Raw genomic sequence first — 21,703 nt, forward strand, 5'->3', positions numbered from 1 at the left:
CTTATTTCATCAAAACTTTAGAAAAGTAGGAACGAATCCATTCATCTAACTGTTGTGGATTATGACGATTTATTACTATTTTAAAATCGACAATATCTAAGGTTCTCACAGATTCCACTCTGCTACACCTTCTTCAGTGCCTAATAGCAAGACGTCCACCTCTGTACCTGCACGATATCCTCTCGTTCCATTAGGTAGCACAATAATCGCATTACCTCTAGCTATACTAGTGACTGCATTTGACTTATTAAAACCTGCTGGCTTCACCATAGGGATACCAGCAGTAAACTCATATGTAGCTCTGATAAAACGAGTAAATGGATTTGGCTTTAGGAAGTCCTCCATTAATATAGCTTTTACTTGCTGTAAATATGGCTTGTTACATCCCATCATTTTTAACAAAACAGGCCGAACGAACAATTCAAAACCAGAAAAACAAGCAGATGGATTTCCAGATAAACCAAATAGATATTGGTCGTTAAAAACCGCTGCTGTAGTTACACTTCCTGGTCTCATCAAAACTTTATTGAATAACACTTCTGCACCTAAACGTTTGTATACACCTGGAGCAAAATCAAAATCACCCACGGATACACCACCAGTTGTAATTAAACAATCCGTTTCACTTAATGCTTTAACTACGGTGTCATAGCATTGATCTAAATCATCCGATTGCATACCATACGAACGGTATTCAATTCCCATTCTCTGTAATTGTGCTTCAATCATATAGCCATTACTGTTGCGAATCTTCCCAGGCTGTAATGCTTCATCTACATCTAATAATTCCGTTCCAGTAGCAATGATACCTACAATGGGTTTCTTTGCAACTTTTACCTCTCCATAGCCCAATGTAGCAAGCAATGCAATGATACCTGGATGAATAACAGCACCAGACTCCAATAACAATTCACCTTTGCGAGCATCTTCACCTTGGAAAGAAATATTTTCACCTAAAATGAAAGGCTTCCTAATCGAAAAAGTATCCTCTCCTTCTGCTCTTGCTTGTTCAAACATGACTACTGTATCTGTTCCTGCTGGCATTGCGGCACCAGTCATAATTCGAACAGCTTCACGCTTTCCTACAATAACTTTAGATACGTCACCGGCTCCGATATGATCCACCACTTTGAATTGGATTCGGCTTTCACCAGAAGCACCTTTGGTATCATTAGAGCAGATAGCAAAACCGTCATATGCTGAACGATTAAAATGTGGAATATCATAATTTGCAACAATATTCTCTCCTAAAATACGCCCGTATGCCTGTTGTAATCGTACACTTTCTACCTTTACAGCAGGCAGATGATTCATTAATTTCTCAATAGCTTTAGTTACAGGAATTGGTTTTCTTCTTTCTATCATTTCTTAGATTCTCCCCATATCTTCCTAATTATCTTAGTATATATAAAATTAACAAAATATCCCAAAATGTTTATTATTCGTTAAACAAGATCGACTAAAATTGTTGATACTTCTGAAAAAACACTACTGAAAGAATTGCCTTTCGCGTCATCATTAATCTTAAATGAATATATTTATAATCAAATAGTCAAACATTACTAATGAGCAAATCAGGTGAAAAAAGCGGAAATTATGTAAAACTAAACTTAGATATTTAGTCTAATAAGCTTCCATTGTGCTAAGCGTAATATGATAAATTAAAAAGTACCCATATCAGTACTACTTGAAAGAAAATCAATTATTATCGTTTACTACCCCAGTAACTTCTTTCATTTCTTCTACTACATCATCCGTCAATTCCTTTGTAGATTTTTTAAATTCACGAAGAGTATTGCCAAAGGACTTACCTATTTCTGGTAATTTCTTCGGTCCGAAAACTAATAAAGCTAAAAATAAAATCAACAGTAGCCCAGGTATTCCTATATTTGATAACATTGTCCTCTCTCCTCTTTTATATAATGAAGTCATTTATTCGAAGCCGTTTACTAAACACTTATTAAATCAATCCGATATTCTGTAAAAGAACACCAGCGATTAATATATCTATTAGTAAAATGATAAAAACTAGTACTTTATTAAAAGTACTTAATGATTCTGGCTTGTTTTCTTTCTTTTCACTCCACAAGCTGCTTCACATTTAGAGCACTAGGTACACCCAGTATTTTCACCCTGTACAAATGCTACTTGTTCCTTTTGCTTATTTTTCAAAGGCTTCTTTGTTTTTCGTTTTCCTTGTGCAACTAGATCTAATACTGTACATACTGGACAGAACACGCGGCACCAAAGTCGATACATGACAATAGACATAAATTTAAATTAGATAGATCCAAACCTATTCTGCATCAAACAAGATATACATAAATCATCGTACTCACGTAAAGTATTGAATTCTTTGCAACACTTATTACATATTTTGGTGTGGATAGGAAAAATGATATTTTGTTTTTGAGAGATTTGGCTCTCAATTTTAATAGCATTTTCAGGACAAGCATCTACACACAGTTGGCAATCCGAGCAACCTTGAGCGGATATAGAAAAGGATCTATCCAAAATTTCAAAACATCTTTTCTTACATAGTTGTTGACAGGCACTACATAATGTACACTTTTCAATATCGATTGTTATGCTAGAGAACTGATAGTCTTTATAATATTTTTGCATATCCAAATCAGCTTGGTTGAAGCGCCACTTTGCTGGTACTGCTTGCTTTACAAAATTCTTCCCTTCATTTTTCCAGAAAGAAAATAACTCTCTTCTTGTAAGAGTCTCATTCTTCTCGATTAACTTTATTTCAATTAAAAAAGGAAGCTCATTCAACTGTTCAAGAATTACATTAGCTTCTTCAATCACTTCTTTCCACAATTCAATGGATGCTTGTGTTTCACCAACAATTTTCCTGATACCTTTATTATGAAAAATTAAAAGCTCCTTCGCTGTAGGCACACTCTTATCTGTGATTACTAATTGATCTTGAAAAATCATTCTCTTTGGATATATTCCTGCAATGGCTTGTACAGGACAAGCTGAAATACATCTTGCGCATTCAATACATTTTTCGTGATTAATAACAGGCCTATCATTAATAATGGAAATCGCTTTCTTATCACAGGATTCAACACACTTTAAACACTTTGAATGAGGACTTACTTGCCTGGTGCAAAAGGATAACACTTCATATTCATAATCTAAACTCTCTATCCACCCGCTCAATAAACCCATCATAACCACCCCTCTTTAATATTAATTAGAAATAAAAAATCTGATAATATTTATGGAGATTTCTTAGATACTAATATCCTTCGATGGCCAAAGCGTTATCAAAAATATATTTTTTAAATATTTCATTTTATAATCTACTATCTACTTCAAGAAGGACAGAACCATTTGCATAAACAAAAGCTGCTGATTTATTGGTAACACACCATATTATAAAATCACTTTTCACATATCATGCATTTTATTTTTTTCTTCCTTAGTTTGAGTTATTTCCAGTCCATCTAAAGATGTATTATCTTTATAGTTAGACAATTCTCCAGCATTATCTTTCTCTTCATCAATTATGCCTCTAGTGGATTTCTTAAATTCCTTTAATGTTTGGCCTAAAGCACGTCCCATTTCAGGTAGTTTCTTAGGTCCAAAAATGATTAGTGCAAGAACTAAAATAAGTATTAATCCTGGCACACCAATATTTGACAGCATTATTCATTCTCCTCTTCTGTTTGTAGTCGAAAAATTCACACATTTTACCCGGGACAAATTTTTCATTTTGAGCTCTCAACATGCTAAAAGACTTATGACAGACACTACAATTCCTTCTTTAAATAAGAAGCATGGTACCATCTTTTTGAAAATCTATTCTTCAACGAAAATTGTCTTTCCACCCAAGAACAAAATCACTTTTTTATCATATATTACGAGTACAAGAAGACAATATCACATACTCATAACCCAAGCTTTCCGTTCATTCGCTAATTACCCCCATCATATTCACTCTGGCTCATCAATAACGTTTCTATGTTTACAAAGAGAAAGTATTAATCCCATAATGGGAATACTTTCTCTTTGTAACAGGATACTTACATAACCATTTATTAGTACTTTGTCAATATATATGTGAAGAATTGAACAATTATATAGCTATTAACACTTTATCATTTATTTCATCTAATACTTCCATTTGTATTACTAAAAATTCATTTAATAGATTAGCCATACTCGGATACAAATAACTTGTGCTTGATTCCTGCATTTTCTTTGAAAATTCCGGGATCCACTTAAACAAATGATTTGTTATGAAATCTTTTTGCTCTTCGAGTAATCGGTTTAATTTTTTGAAATCGTTATCTTCACATGCTTTTTCTGCCATGCTACTAAGGTTAGCCATAAAATCTAATTCTAAAGCAAGATGATCATCAGCCACACGTGGATATTCAGCCGGTAAAAACTGATACTTCAAATAGCGTCTGCGTATTTCTAATGTACTTTCTTGAAATAAAAGCCTAGCATCAGTTCTGTATACAGATTCCCAAGGAGGTGCTGGTAATTTTCCAGGACCAATGAACAATCTAGTATACTCAGTTCTCACCTGTTCTAATACGGCATGTTTATCTTTATGAAAACGTCTTGCAAACTCTTCAAGTTCATTAATACGAATACTATATTCTTGTTTGTCCTGCATGTTAAAAATGTCCAAAGCTTCTTTTGTCATTTCATTTGTCAATATTTCAAATTGTTCCATACTAGGATCGTTACCAAAAATATTTTGAAATAGATTATAGGCATAAGTATTTCCAGCAAGTATGATTTGAATAGTCTCATATGCTTTCATTACGTTAAACCTACTCTCGATGCTACAAATGCCGCATAGAATAGATATCTACCGATAATCAGCGCGATAATAATCGCTGCAATAGGTACATACATTATAGAAAATTTACTTCCCCCTTCTGTTTTTCCAAAAAATAGAAGAAATGTAGAACCAAGAATTAATAAAAGCCATTGTGCTATGATTAAAACAATTTTTCCATTAAGAATTTCTGCGCTCGCAGCACCAGCACCTTCCATTAAACCTAAATGTAAATAATGAGGGATCACGGAAGCCACTAGAACAGCTACAACGATAAATACACATAATGAGAAATATCTTACTAACTTTTCATCGATGTTTTTGAAATTCGTTAAAAACAAAACGGAAATCCCTAAAATAATCATCGTTCCATAGAATTCAAACATAGTATTTCCACTTTGCCAAACGTGTACACTGGATGCCATGTATATTTTTGCCATCATGAAAACATCGACTAAACCTACTACACTCGCAATCCAACCGACCGCATTAACTAATTTCTTTTGTTCTGGCATTTTATACACTAAGAATGCATAGACGATTGCAAGTCCAGCAAATCCACCAGAAAACAAGATTTCACGTGATAGCCAGGAGCTTCCTAGATTTAACAAAGAATTTAAAGCACGAAGAGGCGTTCCTAAGTGGATTAATGATGCCAGAAGCCCCACTATACTTAAACAAGCTGCTATTATGGCTCCTAATTTGAACTCTAGTTCTTTTTGAAACTGCTTTGCTATCATACTAAAAATGATGATCCCAATGGCAGTTTGTAGACAAAGCGTGAATATAAATAAAGGTAGTTCTGCCATTTGTTTAAACCTCCTTCTGTACAGCGCCTTTGTTTAAGGCACAAGCCTTTGGCTCAACCAATACTGATGGATGTGTAATTTTTGATGATGCAAGAATTGGTAGATCACTAACAGCATCTGGATGTTTTTTCTTCAACTCATCCAAATCTCCCCATTCAAGTGCCCGCATGATACATGCATCCACACAAGCAGGATTTTGTCCTTTATCCGTTAAATCTTTACACATATTACATTTAGAAACCTTACCCTCTTCTTCCATATACTGAGGGACACCATAAGGACAGTTCCAAACACAGTATTGACAACCGATACACTTATCAGCATCATGCTGAACTGTACCATCTGCAGCTATATGCATAGCTCCCGTTGGACAGCCTTTTACACACTTTGGATCTTTGCAATGATTACATGTACTTGAATAATGGAAAATTTTCGCATCAGGATAAACGCCTGTTTCAAACGTTCTCACTTGACGAAAATTAATACCAGGTTTTAAGTCATTTTTATCTTTACAGGCTACCTGACAAGTTCGGCAACCAATACAAGCCGTCATATCAAAGTAAAAACCTTTTTTACCCATATGAATTCACTCCTATCCTAGAAAATTAAAACTTGATCACTTTCTGTGGTTTCAAATAGTCTGCCTCAAGTGGTTTACCCTTATATTTTTCAATGTTTACTAAATTGGTATTGTATCCAGATGTACCAGCTCCAGTTGCAATAGGGGCACTCAGATAATTATCTGAACCAGATCTGTCAATGCCAGTTTCTTCATCAAGATCTAACCATGTTCCATGTGGTAAAGCGATACAGCCTGGCATCATACGTTCAGTCACACTTGCATGACGTAAAGCTTTTCCATTTGGACTAGTAATAAGTACAGTATCTCCATCTTTAATACCTTTTTCTTCTGCATCTTTAGCACTAATAAAGACTGGATTAGTAAATGCTTCTCTCAACCAAGGTAAGTTATCATTAACAGTATGAGATCTTCTTGCATAGTGAGGAGTATACATTTGGTAAGGATATTTTCCTTTTTCTTTCTTATCCCAGTCCTTAAAGCTATCTTCATAACCATTTAATACTTTTATATAAGAAGGATATGGCTTTAGTGTACTACGTCCCATAGCATTGACTCGATCTGCTTTGGTTTGACAGTAAATCTCGAATTTACCGCTTTTGGAAGGGCGCGGAAATTTTTCAGGATCCTTGACAAAATCCTCATAAGCTATATAGCCGTAATTATCCCCTTCAAAGCGTTCCACCTGGTAAACGCCTTTTTCTAACAGTTCTTTAATCCCAATTCTACCTTGTTGGGTTTTCCCTTTAACGCCATATTTAGCTCCCCATTCAGCGAGATCGGCTTCCGTGACAGTTACTAGCGGTTCATAACCGGTTCCTTCCTTATTAATGACCTCAGAGCCAACAACACAATCGAAATAATATTGTTCTGTAGTTTTTGGATAAATCTTTTTCACATCTAATCCTAAGCGCTTAGCAAGCTCTTCTCCTATCTCTTGACCACTCTTTGTATCATAAAGGGGATCTACCACTTTTGAGTAGAATAGTGCCATTTCTCTGTTAGTGTGTGTCATAAACATATGAGCTGAAAGCTGCTCCCACTCAGTGGTAACTGGCAATACAATATCTGCATGTTGTGCACTTAAATTTGGAGAATAAGCAAGAGATAATACAAAGTCTACTTTTCGATGAGCTTCTATTCCTTTTTTAACCCCTACTACCGTTTGCAGAGTATTTCTATCAGTATGAATAATTACACGAATATCAATATCTCTTTCCTCAACAGAAGTCATGTCTCCCTGATTCACAAGAGCTGTACGAGTATATTTCCCTGTAAGAATGGCGTCCCACATCTCTGGAGCACTAATTGACTCTTCTTGAAGAGGGTTTGGAATAGTCAATGCACCATGAGGACCATGTTTAACTAATTGATGACCACAATTAGCTGTGCCTACACCGTAAGAAGCTCCACAGGCATGTCCTGATTTACCCATATGACCGCCCATTACTCCTATGGTCATAAAAATTTGTGGGAAATCTTCGGCATTATTACCACGAGCTGGGGCAAAGCTATGCAAAAGAGCTACTTTTTTGTCTTTGCGCATCTCTCTGGCATACCAAATAATATCTTCAACAGGCGTACCGCATATTTCCGTCGCCCATTCAGGTGTTTTCGGTTGCCCATCATATTTTCCGAGCACATAATCTTTAAAGTTTTCATTAAGCTTAGCATCAGCAGGCATATGTTCAGAGTCAAATCCCACTGTACAACGGTTTAAGAAATCCCAATCAATAATAGGATTAGTAACCGGATCATCTTCTTTAATCATGGTATAAGCTACCGCAAGTAAGAAGACGGTATCCGTACCAGGTCGGACACGTATCCATTTTGCGTCCAATAAATTAGCCGATTCATTATAGTCTGGACCAACAAATACAAACTTTGCCCCAGCTTTCTTCGCTCTCAAATAATAGTAACTAGGAGAACCAAGGGAAGCCCAGGCTGGATTGCAGCCATATAGCACAATGGTTTCACTCTTACATAAGTCAAAACGATCGTTGATATATCCCGGATGATCTATACCACCAAATGGCGGATTTCCTAGAATATCATGAATGTAATGATAAGTACCAAGAGATGCTGAGTCCTCCATATTGGTATGCCCCCCATAGGCATTAATTACGTCGCCAAAACGTTCCTGGTGCCAATTGGGGAATAAAATTGATTTGTTCCCATATTTTTCTTTCGCCTGTTTCAATTCAGCGGCAATATAATCAAAAGCTTCATCCCACGAAATGCGTTCCCACTCATCTTTACCTCGAAGAGATTTATCTCCTCCTGTAAGTGGTTTCCAATGTTTTCGTTTCATTGGATATTTTAGTCGGTCTGCACCGAATATCTGCTGTTGCTGTGAACGACCACGTAGACAGCCTCTCTGTTGTGGAAAATCCGGACTGTCAGGATGCGTATCATCCGTTTTTTGGCGAACGACAACATTATCTACTACGTATGCTGCGTTGTAACATTTACCACCACAGTTGAACCAACAAGCTGCAGGAACCCATTTTCCCTCTTTACTCCCCTTTTTTGCAGCTTCTGCAACAGTTGCAAGCTTATTTTCAGATGATCCATAGGCTGTTAATCCTAGAGCTGATACAGTTGCTGCACTTCCTTTTAGAAAACTTCTACGGTTAAATTGTGAATTCTCAATTTTACTAAAAATACCAGTCATTCAATGTTACCTCCTTGTAAAAAATTAAAGTTTCCTACCACTTAATCAGTGTCATTTAAACTAACAAAAGAAAATTAGTTGATTTCTTTTTTGATAGGTTCTTCGATATCTATTTTAAATGAAGCTATATGTGCATAGGAGTGTGGAGTTGTCTATACTTTTGTAACTATTGTTGTGTTCAAACAACAAACCTTTTCCATTAATCCCCTTATTAGTGGCTAACTCATGAACTTTGAGAAATATTATTACTTAAATGGCTATTTACAACCACTCACTAAAAATTTCCTCTCATTTAAAAACATCTAGCTCTTTTTATAGCTAGATGTTTTATAGTAAGTCACATTTTTATAAAAGATTGGATCTTAACAGCAATCATGATGTTTATAAATTCTTCTGTATTTTGTAGATTAACACCTGTGATTTCTTCAATTTTTTTCAATCGATTACGCAATGTATTTGGGTGTATATGTAAGGCTTCAGATACTTCATTCGTGATTCCTTGATACTGAATATACATTTTTAAAGTATCGATGTATTCAGTTCCATAATTACAGTCGCTTTCTATCAGCAAAGACAAATATTCTTGACTAAAATCAAACAATATTTCTCGATGAATATAAATAAGAAGACGAAGAACTCCTAGATCATTAATATGAAATATCCTCTTGTTTTCAAACCATATTGATCCAAATTGTAATGCTTGTTTTGCTTCTTGATAGCTTTTATTTAAGTTAGTCAAATCTTGACACCATTTGCCTATTCCAATTTGGTATTGATATTGCGGAAATTTGCTAGACAAATTCTTCTCTAATAAATTAGCCACTTTAAGAACTAAATTTTTTCTTTTATATGTTCTATTTTCTTCATCCTCTAGCAAAATGATTATTTGGTCTTGAAACGGAAATACAATCATTGTTTCATCAATGTCCTCTTTTTCCATTTCTATATGTAGAGTGATTTCTTTCAAATCTAAATCCATCATTAAACCATCAGGTAATTCCACATTAATGATGAGTAAATGATGAGGTTTTTCTAAGTTCCAACCCCATTTTTTCCCATGACTAATCATAATCGTGATAGACTCAAATTTATGATAAAGAAGATCGTAAATAAAATGTTCTTTCATCTCTTCTTGTTGCTCCTGAAACATTTTATCTGTTTGTAATAATAGGGCAGTCAAGCCAGCTAATTTATCAATCATCTTTTTTTGCCATTCTGACAAATTTGATATAGCAATTAAGTTTTGCCGGATTAAGCCAGCTATATTAATTGGATAAAATTCAAACAATTTTTTTGACTCCATATCAGCTAGAGACATATTATTAAATGTTACATTAGTATTCTGCCTATTGTTCAGTTCTTTCTGCTGTGTATTGAGCCATCGCCTTGCTTCTCTTAATTCTTCTTCTTTTCCTACTTGCCATAGAATCTGATTATTTTCATCTAAATACAACAAAGGCGTTTCTAACGTTTTTGCCAGTCTTGAAGCCAATTCGGTAAATCCTTTTTCCATAAAGCCAGCTAATTCCATACTTACTTGACTAAAAGAATAAAGAGATACGTTTGTCGGTAGAAATATATGTAATGATGAACTCTCTTCTACTTGAATAACTGGTAATGAGCATTGCTGAAAAAGAAGAAGAATTTCTTCATGAATAGATAAATACGTTTGATTACTTAAGACTATACCGATAAGGTTAGGATCTTGAACTAATTGACTAGCAATATTACTATCATTTAGTTTCATATATTCCTCAGCATTTTGTAACAAAAGTAATGTTGGCTTCTCCAGCCATCCATGAGGTATACTTTCGTTTATCTTTTCATAATAGACAGGTTTTCTTGGCAAAGTAGTTAAAAATATTAGTTGATGCAATGGAACATGTAATAATAACTCTTGTAAACATTTTTTCATATAGTTCTTCATCCTTCCCTTAGAAAAGTCCGACCTTTTTCTTTTTTTATAATAAAAATAGAAGGATTTGTATAACCTGCAATTAGGATGTCAGACTCATTATTAAATGGTTTTATTTCACTAGTTTCACTAGTATTTACGACCATCAAGCTCAAAGCACTTGTAATACAGTTTTCTACGCAAACTGGCATTAAACCTTGGTCTATTCGTTCTACACAAAGATTACATTTATCGGCTCTATTTGTTTTAGGATTTAATTTTGGAGCGTGAAAAGGGCACGCACTTATACAACGCATACAAGCTTGACAATTATTTGCCTGATGAATTACAATTCCATCTCTACGCTTTTGAAAATTATTTTCTGGACAAACAGACACACAAACAGGATTAGAACAATGATTACAAGACATCGAAAGGTGAACGGGTGTATCAGATTCATTTTCAAATGTGACTACATGTCTCCTATGCTTATTTTCTAAACCATAATATTCATTACAAGACATTTCACATGTTTTACAATTGATACAACGATTAAGATCAACAGAAAACGTTAGCTGATAGGGCATATAATTATGCCTCCCTTTAAATCAAAATTTTAATAATTAATATTGCTTTATTTTTATGTTATTTTAATATAACTTGTAATATAGTTGAAGAAATACTTAGCACTTTGAATGTCAATCTTGTGAATTTCGGATGAAAATAAAACAATTAATTTAGCCCGTATTAACGGGCAGTAAGCCACCCACTGATTGAGTTTCACGTTATTAGAATGGAGAACAAGAGAAATGAATCAATTTGAAATGCAAAAATTTCAGCATGTATGTCCGAGAAACTGTCCTAGCTCATGTACGATGATTTCACATATAGAAAACAATCAATTGATTCACATATCTGGAAATCTAGCTCACCCATACACAAAAGGTAAATTATGTGCAAAGGGGTTTTCTTATTTAGAAAAGAATTATCATCAGGAGCGCTTGAAGTATCCTTACTATCAAGAAGTAAAAGGATCAGGAAAGTTCAAACAAATCACTTGGGAAAAAGCTTTTGATCTTATCATTCGTGAAATGATGAACATTTATCAAAGGAATGAAAGTTTTCTCCCTTTGGCTTTATATAAAGGTTCTGGAAATATAGGTGTCCATCATTTTGTTACGGAAGAATTTTTTTCAAGCCTTGGTCCAACAACGAGATTGGTCAATTACCCATTTCCATCAATTGATTTTGAAGTCCTCCAATATGATTTAGGTGATTTCGAAATGTCTGATCCTTCAACGATTAAAGAAGCATCTTTGGTGATTATTTGGGGTTCTAATCCCGCAGCCACGAATATTCATCTTATTCCTATCTTAATAGAAGCAAAAATAAAAGGTGCAAAAATCGTTGTAATTGACCCACTTTATACACAAACAGCCGAGCTAGCCGATTTATATATACAACTAAGTCCAGGTACAGATGGAGCATTAGCTAACATTCTGACCAAAAGTCTATTAGAGAATAACTCATTTGATAATGAATTTTTAAAAGAATACACTTTTGGATTTGATAAATTTCATGAGATAATTAGAAAGATAGATACATCGGAATATTTAGAGAAATGCGACGTTACTAATGAAGCTTTCAATATGTTAGTTGAATGGTTAAAGGATAAAAGAACCGTTTCACATATAATAGGCTCGGGCTTACAAAAACATTCGAATACCAGACAGAATATTCGTTCAATTGGGGCTTTAGCAATTGTCCATGGAGATATTGGAAAAGTTGGTGGCGGTATTTTTCTAAGGAAAAACAATTCATCAATTTTTAATAATCAAGATTTTAGGCAATGCAATAACGGAAATCGGATATTTCATTTAGATCAAAATATGGATAGTTTTGCTCCAAATGTCAAACTCCCTATTGAAATGTTGTGGATTTCTTGTGCAAATCCTATAACCCAAGAGTCAAACTCAAACAGTTTTTTTCAATTTTTAAGAGATATTCCTTTTGTCGTAACTGTTGATCAATTCTTGACCCCAACAGCGCAAATGTCAAATCTGGTTTTACCAACAACAACTCATTTTGAGGAAATGGATATAGTTATGAGTTGTTGGCATAATGAGGTTGCCTTAAATGAAAAAGCTATACCTCCTTATTACGAGAGTAGAAGTGAGTGGAATATCATGAATGAGTTAGCCATAAGGCTGAATAAGTTTTCTTCGGTGGTATGTTCATTTCCTATTCATTCTTCTGAAGAGGAATATCTTAATGCACAATTTAATGATCCAGTGTTTAAGCGCTATTATATTAAATCGGTCTCAGATTTAAGAAAAAAGTCAATGACCGCTAATCTTCCAAAAATTGCATGGGAGGACAAAAAATTTTATACCGAAACAGGAAAGTACCAATTTTACTCACTGGAAGCAGAAAAAAAAGGTGTTCTCCCGATGCCTTTGTTTATAGATGGAAAATCGCCAACAATTGATTATCCCTTTTGGTTAATCACACCTCATCATCCGTATGCACTAAATTCCCAATTTCATTTTTTAAATCTAACTGATGAGGAAGAAGGATATGTCGGTATTAACTCCAAAGTTGCAAATTTGCTGGGAATTTTTGACGGAGAAATAATAAAAGTTTTCAATAATCATGATTATCTTGAAATTAAAGCGAAATATATTTCTAAAATTCCCAAAGATATACTATTAATCTATCAAAGGTGGTATAAAAATTCAAAAGTGAATGTAAATAAATTATCTGGTTCTAACAGCTTTGAATTATATGATACCTTTGTAAATGTTTCAAAAATATAATATATAAAATTGATCAAGATGAAGTCGCTGATATCTTCCACAATGCCTTGATGCAGAAAAAAGAGGTGGATGTGAGCAGAATGTGAGCATTTCACTCATAATGAAATTCGACCAAGAAAGCCCGCTCCAAACAAAAAGCCAGAAACCCTTGATATATAAAGGTTTCTGGCTACTAAAAAGCGATGACCCGAGAGGGGTTCGAACCCCCGACCCCTTGCCTGTCAAGCAAGTATTCTCCCACTGAACTATCGGATCTTATTCGCTAGCTTTTCAAACATACAATGAAAAGCTAGCGATATATTACTAACTATAAATTACCAGTAAATTATTGTCAATATTCTAACTAATTAATATTCACTTCATCCTTTTCCACAATATAGCCTCTACGTCCCGCTCTCCAACCTGCTAACGACAAGATGAGCGTAAATACTAATAAACAAATGATAACGGGCGTCCATGAATGTGCTACGTCATGTAATACGCCAAATGAGATGGGTCCAATTGCAGCTATGAAATATCCAAAGGATTGAGCCATCCCAGATAGTACCATAACTTGACTTGGTGTTTTGGCACGTAAGTTAACAAAAAGTAAAGCTAAGCAAACACTTGCTCCTTGCGCTAAGCCGGTAATGATAGAACTTATGAATAACCATGATAGAGAAGCTGGTAAATAGAATACCCCCACTAAACCAATAAAGTATACAATCCCAATTGATGTTGCAAGCACTTTCTGATTATCGTATTTCTCCGCTAAGTATGGAATGACTAAGATTGCTGGCAAACTTGCTAATTGCATGACCATTACAATGGTACCTGCCATCGAAATGGATACACCACGATCTTCTAACATAGTAGGCATCCAGTTTACTAAACTATAGAATAACAATGATTGAATACCCATAAATAGCGTTACAAACCAAGCAAGTGATTGACTTAAAGGAAACGCTGGACGCTTACCACGAGAATGAGATTGATTATGACGATTTTTGATTGTAACCGGAATCCAAACAATTAGTGCTAGGATAACTAGAATTCCACTACACGCTAAAGCGATACGCCAATTTGATGATGTTGCAATTGGTGCAGTAATGCCAGAGCCAATTGCCGCACCAAATGAAAGAACGGCTGAATAAACTCCAACAAATAACGATGCTTTCTTTGGGAAGCTTTCTTTAACAAAGCTAGGAACTAATACATTTCCAGTTGCAATTCCAATACCAATTAATATCGTTCCTAGAAATAATAATTCAATACCACCAATGGAACGCAAACTAATACCAATGATTAAGACAATTAGTGCTATCAGAATCGCTTTACTGTTTCCCACTTTTGCTCCTAATGCCGGAGCTCCTAATGACATAAAGCCAAAAGCAATTAAAGGTAGCATTGTTAAAAATCCAATAAGACTAGCAGAAATGCCAAGATCACCTTGAATAAAGCTTGTAATTGGTCCCACTCCAGTTAAAGCAGGACGTAAATTAAAGGCTACAAGCACCATTCCAAGAAAAAATAATGTACTTTTCTTCATTATTATCACTCCTTAAAAAAACAAAAAGCAGCCAGTACCCTTCAAAGCACTGACTGCTATCCATAAATTTCTATTAATTTATACATAGTATACGAGAATAACCAACAAAATACAAATCTAACAACCTACACTTTTTCTTTCCTCATAAACATTTTTAATACAATAACACTAGCAATTAAAATGTAAAACATCGCCATGCTAAATGCTGCGAGAAACCCCGATGGTAATCCACCGCCACTAGTTTGTAAAGGTTCATAAAAGAAACGCAATGGTGGTAAAACCCATAATAACCATGAGAAGCCGTTTGGAAGTAACTCCACTATTTGCGAATGAGCAAATGATGCTGTTACAGTCAATGCACTCAATAACCAAACATACCTTGTTCTTGTGATATTTGTACCACCAAAGAAACTACCTGTAATAACACCGAGTACTCCTAATCCAACGTGGCTATAGATAGATAAAATATGATCGCTCGAAATAAGTTCAGCTTGAAAACTATTAGTTAGAATTGGATAAAAATGCGCAGTCAGTACCAATGGAATCATCATTACTATACAAGTAATCCATTTTCCATAAAGGAAGTATTCCTTTTGCCGTAAATGTACAAGTAGTATGTGTTTTTCCGTTTCCTCTTCTAAGCGGAAAATATTCATCGAAATCCAAGTCAATATAACATATAATACAACGGCAGAGTTTGCGTAGCTATTTAAAACGTCCAACGTACTATACGCATACAAAATGCCTACCCAACAAATATATAGAACAACAGGTGGGATAAAAATAAGGGAGCGAATATAATTTTTCAATTGATATATAACGAATGATTTCATCTTATAACTTCTCTTTCACTTCTATTATTGAACAATCATTTTCTAGTAAGTACAGTAAACAATCATCACTTTCTCTAGAAGTAACGACTAATTCTACAGTGTTCTCTGTTTTACTAATAATTTCACCATACATTTTTAGTTCTTCTCGGTCTAATTGCTTCGAGATTCGTACTGTAATACTTTTCATTTTTGTTCTTTCAGTTATCGCTTCATGTCTTATAATTTTCCCATTTTCTAAAACCAATATTTCTTCTGCTAACAAATCAACGGTTTCTTGTTCATGCGCCGTAAATATTAATGCAAAATCCCGGTCGATGTTTTGGATCATATCGAGAAAGATCTTTTTCGATTCATCATCAAGACCAGTTAAAGGCTCGTCCAACAAGAGAATATCACAATCTGTCAGGATTGCTTGAATTAAACCAGCCTTTTGCTTTGTTCCTTTTGAACAATGCTTAAGTAGTGTATTTTTAAAAGGTTCTAATTGAAATAAGTCTATGTAATAATCGATTTTTTTCTGAACAGTATGTTTTTCTTTACCTTCCATTGTTCCCATATGCAATAAATACTCACGTAATTTAAAGCGAATATTGTCCGGGAAATGCTCCGGGACATAGCCAATTTTCTTTCCATGTGTATTGATTTCTCCTGATGTAGGAACATATATATTAGCAATTAGCTTTAAGAGACTACTTTTCCCTGATCCATTATGACCAAGAATAGCCAACTTTGTATTTTGATGGATTTCAAAACTTAAATCATGTAAAATGGGAACATTATCAAACTTTTTCGTAATATAACTAGCTTGTACAGCATACTCTTTCATGATAAAACCTCAACTTTTTAATATATACAAACTATTTTATCAATATCCTATTTATTCTGAAAGATATAATTAGAGCTTCATATTATTATATCTTCTTGGAGGTGATGGTTCTGCGCCCAATTATACTTGGAGCTTGCTCAGCATTCTTCTTTGCTTTTACATTTATCATTAATCGAGCAATGGAATTAAATGGTGGAAGTTGGCTTTGGAGTGCTTCATTGCGCTATTTCTTCATGGTAATCTTCCTTCTCATTATTGTAGGAGCTAGAAAAAACCTACATATTTTATTTCATGAAATGAAAAAAGCGCCTACTTCTTGGATAATATGGAGTACAGTCGGCTTTGGTCTATTCTACGCACCATTAACCTATGCCTCTTCATTTGCTCCCGGATGGCTAATTGCAGGAACATGGCAAATTACCATTATTTCCGGTTCATTACTAGCTCCTCTATTTATGGAGAAAGTTCAACTTAAGTCTGGAGAAACCGTTATGAAAAGAGGCTCCATTCCTTGGAGGGGATTAGGATTTTCCACACTAATTCTATTAGGTGTTATCGTTATGCAATTCGAACATGCTTCCGTCATGTCACTTAAAGCCATTATTTTATGTAGTGTTTCTATGATTATTGCATCCTTTGCTTATCCACTTGGCAACCGAAAAATGATGAATGTATGTGGCGATCGACTAGATGCATATCAGCGTACATTAGGTATGACCATCGCCAGTCTTCCGTTATGGATTATTTTATCCATAATCGGTATGTTTACAGTTGGAGCACCTAGTTCGAGTCAAGTTGTTCAATCTGGATTAGTTGCCCTTTTTTCAGGAGTAGCTGCTACCGTATTATTCTTTGCCGCAACAAATTTAGTCAAGAACGATATGGAAAAGCTAGGGGCTGTAGAAGCAACACAATCTTTAGAAGTTCTCTTTGCTGTTGCCGGTGAAATACTATTCCTCGCAAGCCCAATTCCTTCATTAGTTTCTTGGATTGGTATGGCACTTGTTATGGTTGGAATGGCATTACACAGTTATATGAGTCATCGCACTACAAAATCAACTTACTCCGCTAAACAATCAGCTCAACTCAATGATTAAGGCGTGATTTCGTTTCACGTCTTTTTTCTTTGCTTGCACCTAGATTTCAGACTAGTATATTTTTCTGCGAATCAGATATTCTATTCACTACTCATAAATTCCATTCACCGCTCATATTTTTCATCCACGCCCCCTTATATATTCTTCAATAAAAATAGAGCCGCCCGAGAAAATTCTCTCAGACGACTCCAATTATTATCCCTTCACCAAGGCACCTGTTACTCGATTACCTTTTCTCACAATCTGCAATACTAATAAAACACCAAATATAATTAATCCAACTGTATCTGAAAAGCCTTCTGGATAAATTAATAGTAACCCTGAGATAACAGCGAGAATTCTTTCATACCAAAGTACTTTTCTATACCAGAAGCCAACCATACCTGCACCAATGGCTATCATGCCACAAAAAGCTGTAAACACAACCCAAAGTGTTGCTGGAATGGTTGTGTCAATCATAAGCATTTCTGGGGAGAGCACGAATACGTACGGAATGATGAAGGCTGCAATAGCAAGCTTGGATGATATAATCCCCGTTCGGATTGGCTCTCCCCCCGATACTCCTGCGGCAGCAAAAGCTGCCAGCGCTACAGGCGGGGTAATATCTGCGATAATACCAAAATAGAAAACGAATAAATGTGCGGATAAATCAGGTACATTCATTAATATTAAAGCTGGTGCTGCAATTGTGGATGTAATAACATAGTTAGCTGTTGTTGGCGATCCCATACCTAAAATTAAACTAGCAATCATGGTAAAGAATAATGTAAGCAATAGTTTAGCATCTCCGTTTGATACAAGCGCATCTGCAATCGAAACGAGGCTATTTGCCATTTTTAATCCTAGGCCTGTTTTCGTAACAACACCTACAATAATTCCAGCAGCGGCAGTAGCTACAGCTACTGCTAAGGCTGTACGAGCACCATCCACTAGTGCATCAATAATGCCTCGGATTCCCATCCTTGTTTCCTTTCGAACCGCACTTACCAAGACGGTAATAACAATTGATATTAATGCGGCACGCATTACAGACATATTACTCATCAGCAATACAATAATTGCAACGATTGGGAATAATAAATAGATTTTCGATAAAACTTCTTTTTTCGTCGGAATATCTTCTGCCTTTAACCCCTGTAATCCCAATCGTTTCGCTTCAAAATGTGTCATAATCCAGATGCCTGTGAAATACAATACTGCAGGAATTGCAGCGGCTTTTGCGATATCCCAATAAGAGATGCCATTACCAATAAACTCTACCATTAAGAAAGCTGCAGCTCCCATGATAGGAGGCATTAACTGGCCGCCAGTTGAAGATGCCGCCTCAACCGCTCCGGCAAAATTCCGATCATATCCTAGTCGTTTCATCATTGGTATTGTAAAAGCACCAGAAGTCACAACATTGGCTACTGAGCTACCACTGATTGTTCCTTGCAATGCACTAGAGAAGATTGCCACCTTTGCTGGACCTCCGATTCTTTTCCCAGCAATAACAGCGGCTAAATCATTGAAATAATCTCCCACTCCTGTTTTTACAAGAAAAGCACCAAATAAAAGGAATAAAAATATAAAAGTGGACGATACACCAAGCGGGGTCCCTAATATTCCTTCAGTCGTAAAGAACATCGTTTGAACAAATCTTTCTAGAGATAACCCACGATGAGCAATAAAGTCAGGCATATACGGACCATAAATGGCGTATACGATAAACAATATGGCAATAATAGTGATAGGTAATCCAACCGTTCGACGAGTTGCCTCTAACACTAGCAAAATTGCTAAAATACCAACATAGTAATCAAGTTGTGTAACGGTTCCAGGACGCATAACTAATTCTTCCATCATAAGTGGCCAATATGTTCCTACAACTATACCTAGCAAGGAGAAAATATAATCATACCAAGCAATTTTACCGGTAGATAAATTCTTTTTTCGAGCGGGGAATAAAAGAAACACAAGCGCTAATGCAAATCCAAGATGAATGGAACGCTGTAACTGTGCCATAAGTGGCTTATCAATAGCTGTATATAATTGAAATAGAGAGAAAGCAAGTAAACCAAAGAAGGTGACCCAACCCATCATACCTTTCAACTTTCTCATCGCTTGCTCGGGATCATATTTCTCAATTAATTCTTGTTGTTGTTCATGCGTTAAAGTTGTTTCAGTCAAACATCTTCACCCCTTTCCAACTCTGCCAAAGAGATAACTTCTTCACTTCAATACGTATGACACTTCCTGGTTCTGTAAAAGAAGACATAGCAATGCTTTTGTCTCCTATAATAAATGTGTGATTTGCAACTACTCGTCCAACTCGTAACGTAATAGTCGGAAAGATTCGATTCATATTTTTAATGAAATATTTCCCGTCCTTTTCAACGAACTTCTCTTGTCCTTCAGCCTGTGATGGCATTCCAATAGCAAAATCCTCATATGTTAATTCAATTTGTTTAATTTCATTGTTGGCTGTTCTTTCATATGTTTCAACAACAGGAGATAAATGAATAGAATGTATATATTCAATTTGAAATTGTTGATTGGATGAAAGAGTTGCGTATGCAAGCATGTCATTCGTGTGCACCTTATAGACTACAACTGCTGGCGAAAATGGTATAAAACAAAGAATAATGATAAGGAGAGTAACAATAATGAGGATTTTTTTCACCATAATATTCTTCCTTTTCTACAAAGAAAGCTGACTTAAAGTTTGGTCATATCCCAGTTGGGTTCATGCCTTTCTTTAGAGTCAGCTAATCTAGTATATGCGGCTTACTTGGCTTTTACGCCTTTTTCATCAAAATATTTTTGTGCACCAGGGTGAACATCAATACCGACACCATTTAGAGCGTTTTCTACTTTAATTAATTTTCCTTTCGCATGTGTTACTTTATCTAAATGTTCATAGATTGCTTTTGTAATGTCATAAACGAGTTGCTCATCTAAATCAGCCCGAACAACGAGCATCGCTTGAACAGCAACTGTATTGACATCTTGTTTAATCTTGTACGTATTAGCAGGAACAACTTCTTCTGCATAATAAGGGTATTTCTCAATCAACGCTTTAATCTTATCCTCCGCGATAGGAAGGATCACTACTTCCGATGTTGCTGCTAAGCTTTCTACCGCACCTGTTGGTGTTCCAGCTGTAATAAAAGCTGCATCAATTGTTCCATCTTGAATACCACCTGTTGATTCATCAAATGATAGATTCTGTGCTTTAATATCTTTCATAGTTAATCCGTGTACTTCAAGGATTTGTTCCGCATTCGCATATGTGCCAGAACCCGGAGCCCCTACTGAAACAGATTTACCTTTTAAATCAGCAATGGATTTTATACCTGATTTTGCCGTTGTAACAATTTGTATGGTTTCTGGATAAAGCGATGCAATTGCTTTAACGTTAGTAATCGGCTTACTGAACATTAACTTACCTTCCGTTGCGTAGGATGCAATATCAGTTTGTGTAAAAGCCAAATCTGCATCTCCTGATTTGATAGCCTCCATATTTTCCGCAGACGCTCCAGAAGATTGTGCAGTGGTTTCAGCCTTCGTATTAGACGAAATGATTTCAGCAAATGATCCACCTAATGGATAATATGTTCCACCAGTTCCTCCCGTTACTAAGTTAAGAAACTGCTTTTTCTCTTCTTTTACTTCTTTCGTTCCTTTTTCATCCGATGACTTGTCCTTGTCTCCGCTACAAGCCGCTAATAATAAGGACATAATTAAGAACAACGCCGTCATAATATACGTATTTTTCCGCCTCATTTTCATTTTTGACCCCCTCATCAATATTCCATCACTCTATTCATATGGTTTGTCTTAGAAAAATATGATTT

At 35.4% G+C, this 21,703-nt stretch carries 19 protein-coding genes and 1 tRNA gene; 2 read left to right on the plus strand and 18 right to left on the minus strand.

Features of this window, described 5'->3' with window-relative positions; translation table 11 throughout:
- Positions 1–105: 105 nt before the first annotated feature.
- The 11 genes from TX86_RS14240 to TX86_RS14285 all read right to left on the minus strand — a co-directional run bounded on the left by TX86_RS14240 (position 106) and on the right by TX86_RS14285 (position 11,354).
- The gene (locus TX86_RS14240; RefSeq protein ID WP_042349436.1) at positions 106–1,365 is read right to left on the minus strand and encodes a molybdopterin molybdotransferase MoeA; all 1,260 of its coding nucleotides are present in this window, start codon (positions 1,363–1,365) and stop codon (positions 106–108) included.
- Between the two features lie 333 nt (positions 1,366–1,698).
- On the minus strand, positions 1,699–1,899 hold the full coding sequence (locus TX86_RS14245; protein ID WP_042349437.1) for a twin-arginine translocase TatA/TatE family subunit: 201 nt from the start codon (positions 1,897–1,899) through the stop codon (positions 1,699–1,701).
- Positions 1,900–2,109: 210 nt separating this feature from the next.
- Entirely contained in the window at positions 2,110–2,271 is a 162-nt protein-coding gene (locus TX86_RS27620; protein WP_081707664.1) for a 4Fe-4S binding protein, read from the minus strand.
- 9 nt (positions 2,272–2,280) lie between these two features.
- Positions 2,281–3,186 carry a 4Fe-4S dicluster domain-containing protein gene (locus TX86_RS14250; RefSeq protein ID WP_230203621.1) on the minus strand — a complete coding sequence of 302 codons (906 nt, stop codon included), beginning with the start codon at positions 3,184–3,186 and terminating at the stop codon, positions 2,281–2,283.
- Positions 3,187–3,405: 219 nt separating this feature from the next.
- On the minus strand, positions 3,406–3,663 hold the full coding sequence (locus TX86_RS14255; RefSeq protein ID WP_042349438.1) for a twin-arginine translocase TatA/TatE family subunit: 258 nt from the start codon (positions 3,661–3,663) through the stop codon (positions 3,406–3,408).
- Between the two features lie 430 nt (positions 3,664–4,093).
- Entirely contained in the window at positions 4,094–4,792 is a 699-nt protein-coding gene (locus tag TX86_RS14260; protein ID WP_042349439.1) for a TorD/DmsD family molecular chaperone, read from the minus strand.
- Positions 4,792–5,619 (minus strand): dimethyl sulfoxide reductase anchor subunit family protein, encoded by an 828-nt coding sequence (locus TX86_RS14265; RefSeq protein WP_042349440.1) that lies wholly within the window; start codon positions 5,617–5,619, stop codon positions 4,792–4,794. The genes TX86_RS14260 and TX86_RS14265 overlap by 1 nt, the downstream gene beginning before the upstream one ends.
- Before the next feature lie 4 nt (positions 5,620–5,623).
- Positions 5,624–6,199 carry a 4Fe-4S dicluster domain-containing protein gene (locus TX86_RS14270; protein WP_042349441.1) on the minus strand — a complete coding sequence of 192 codons (576 nt, stop codon included), beginning with the start codon at positions 6,197–6,199 and terminating at the stop codon, positions 5,624–5,626.
- Between the two features lie 25 nt (positions 6,200–6,224).
- A complete protein-coding gene (locus tag TX86_RS14275) occupies positions 6,225–8,873 on the minus strand; it encodes a molybdopterin-dependent oxidoreductase (protein ID WP_042349442.1) in 2,649 nt (882 codons plus the stop codon).
- 337 nt (positions 8,874–9,210) lie between these two features.
- Complete coding sequence (locus TX86_RS14280; protein ID WP_042349443.1) at positions 9,211–10,788, minus strand: PucR family transcriptional regulator; 1,578 nt, start codon at positions 10,786–10,788, stop codon at positions 9,211–9,213.
- Positions 10,789–10,796: 8 nt separating this feature from the next.
- Positions 10,797–11,354, minus strand: a complete 558-nt coding sequence (locus TX86_RS14285; protein ID WP_042349444.1) for a 4Fe-4S dicluster domain-containing protein — start codon at positions 11,352–11,354, stop codon at positions 10,797–10,799.
- A 222-nt stretch (positions 11,355–11,576) separates the two neighbouring features.
- On the opposite strand from TX86_RS14285, the gene TX86_RS14290 reads away from it, so the two are divergent.
- On the plus strand, positions 11,577–13,583 hold the full coding sequence (locus tag TX86_RS14290; RefSeq protein WP_042349445.1) for a molybdopterin-dependent oxidoreductase: 2,007 nt from the start codon (positions 11,577–11,579) through the stop codon (positions 13,581–13,583).
- A 183-nt stretch (positions 13,584–13,766) separates the two neighbouring features.
- Here the strand turns inward: TX86_RS14290 and TX86_RS14300 are convergent.
- From TX86_RS14300 to TX86_RS14315, 4 genes are all read right to left on the minus strand, one after another.
- Positions 13,767–13,838, minus strand: a tRNA-Val gene (locus TX86_RS14300).
- Between the two features lie 88 nt (positions 13,839–13,926).
- Positions 13,927–15,111: a CynX/NimT family MFS transporter gene (locus tag TX86_RS14305; protein ID WP_042349447.1), complete on the minus strand. Its 1,185-nt coding sequence runs from the start codon at positions 15,109–15,111 to the stop codon at positions 13,927–13,929.
- A gap of 125 nt (positions 15,112–15,236) precedes the next feature.
- On the minus strand, positions 15,237–15,944 hold the full coding sequence (locus TX86_RS25820; protein ID WP_052343681.1) for a hypothetical protein: 708 nt from the start codon (positions 15,942–15,944) through the stop codon (positions 15,237–15,239).
- A gap of 1 nt (position 15,945) precedes the next feature.
- On the minus strand, positions 15,946–16,770 hold the full coding sequence (locus TX86_RS14315) for an ATP-binding cassette domain-containing protein (protein WP_052343682.1): 825 nt from the start codon (positions 16,768–16,770) through the stop codon (positions 15,946–15,948).
- Between the two features lie 110 nt (positions 16,771–16,880).
- Here TX86_RS14315 and TX86_RS14320 point away from each other — a divergent pair, with 110 nt between their 5' ends.
- Positions 16,881–17,867, plus strand: a complete 987-nt coding sequence (locus TX86_RS14320; protein WP_042350514.1) for a DMT family transporter — start codon at positions 16,881–16,883, stop codon at positions 17,865–17,867.
- A gap of 195 nt (positions 17,868–18,062) precedes the next feature.
- On the opposite strand, the gene TX86_RS14325 is transcribed toward TX86_RS14320, so the two are convergent.
- The 3 genes from TX86_RS14325 to TX86_RS14335 form a co-directional block, all read right to left on the minus strand.
- Complete coding sequence (locus TX86_RS14325; protein ID WP_042349448.1) at positions 18,063–20,036, minus strand: TRAP transporter permease; 1,974 nt, start codon at positions 20,034–20,036, stop codon at positions 18,063–18,065.
- On the minus strand, positions 20,029–20,532 hold the full coding sequence (locus tag TX86_RS14330; RefSeq protein ID WP_042349449.1) for a DUF1850 domain-containing protein: 504 nt from the start codon (positions 20,530–20,532) through the stop codon (positions 20,029–20,031). The genes TX86_RS14325 and TX86_RS14330 overlap by 8 nt, the downstream gene beginning before the upstream one ends.
- Before the next feature lie 101 nt (positions 20,533–20,633).
- Complete coding sequence (locus TX86_RS14335; RefSeq protein ID WP_042350515.1) at positions 20,634–21,632, minus strand: TAXI family TRAP transporter solute-binding subunit; 999 nt, start codon at positions 21,630–21,632, stop codon at positions 20,634–20,636.
- Positions 21,633–21,703: the final 71 nt, after the last annotated feature.

Origin of the sequence: Bacillus massiliigorillae, assembly GCF_000380245.2 — a bacterium.
In the GTDB taxonomy this organism is placed as follows: Bacteria; Bacillota; Bacilli; order Bacillales; family DSM-1321; genus Bacillus_AD; species Bacillus_AD massiliigorillae.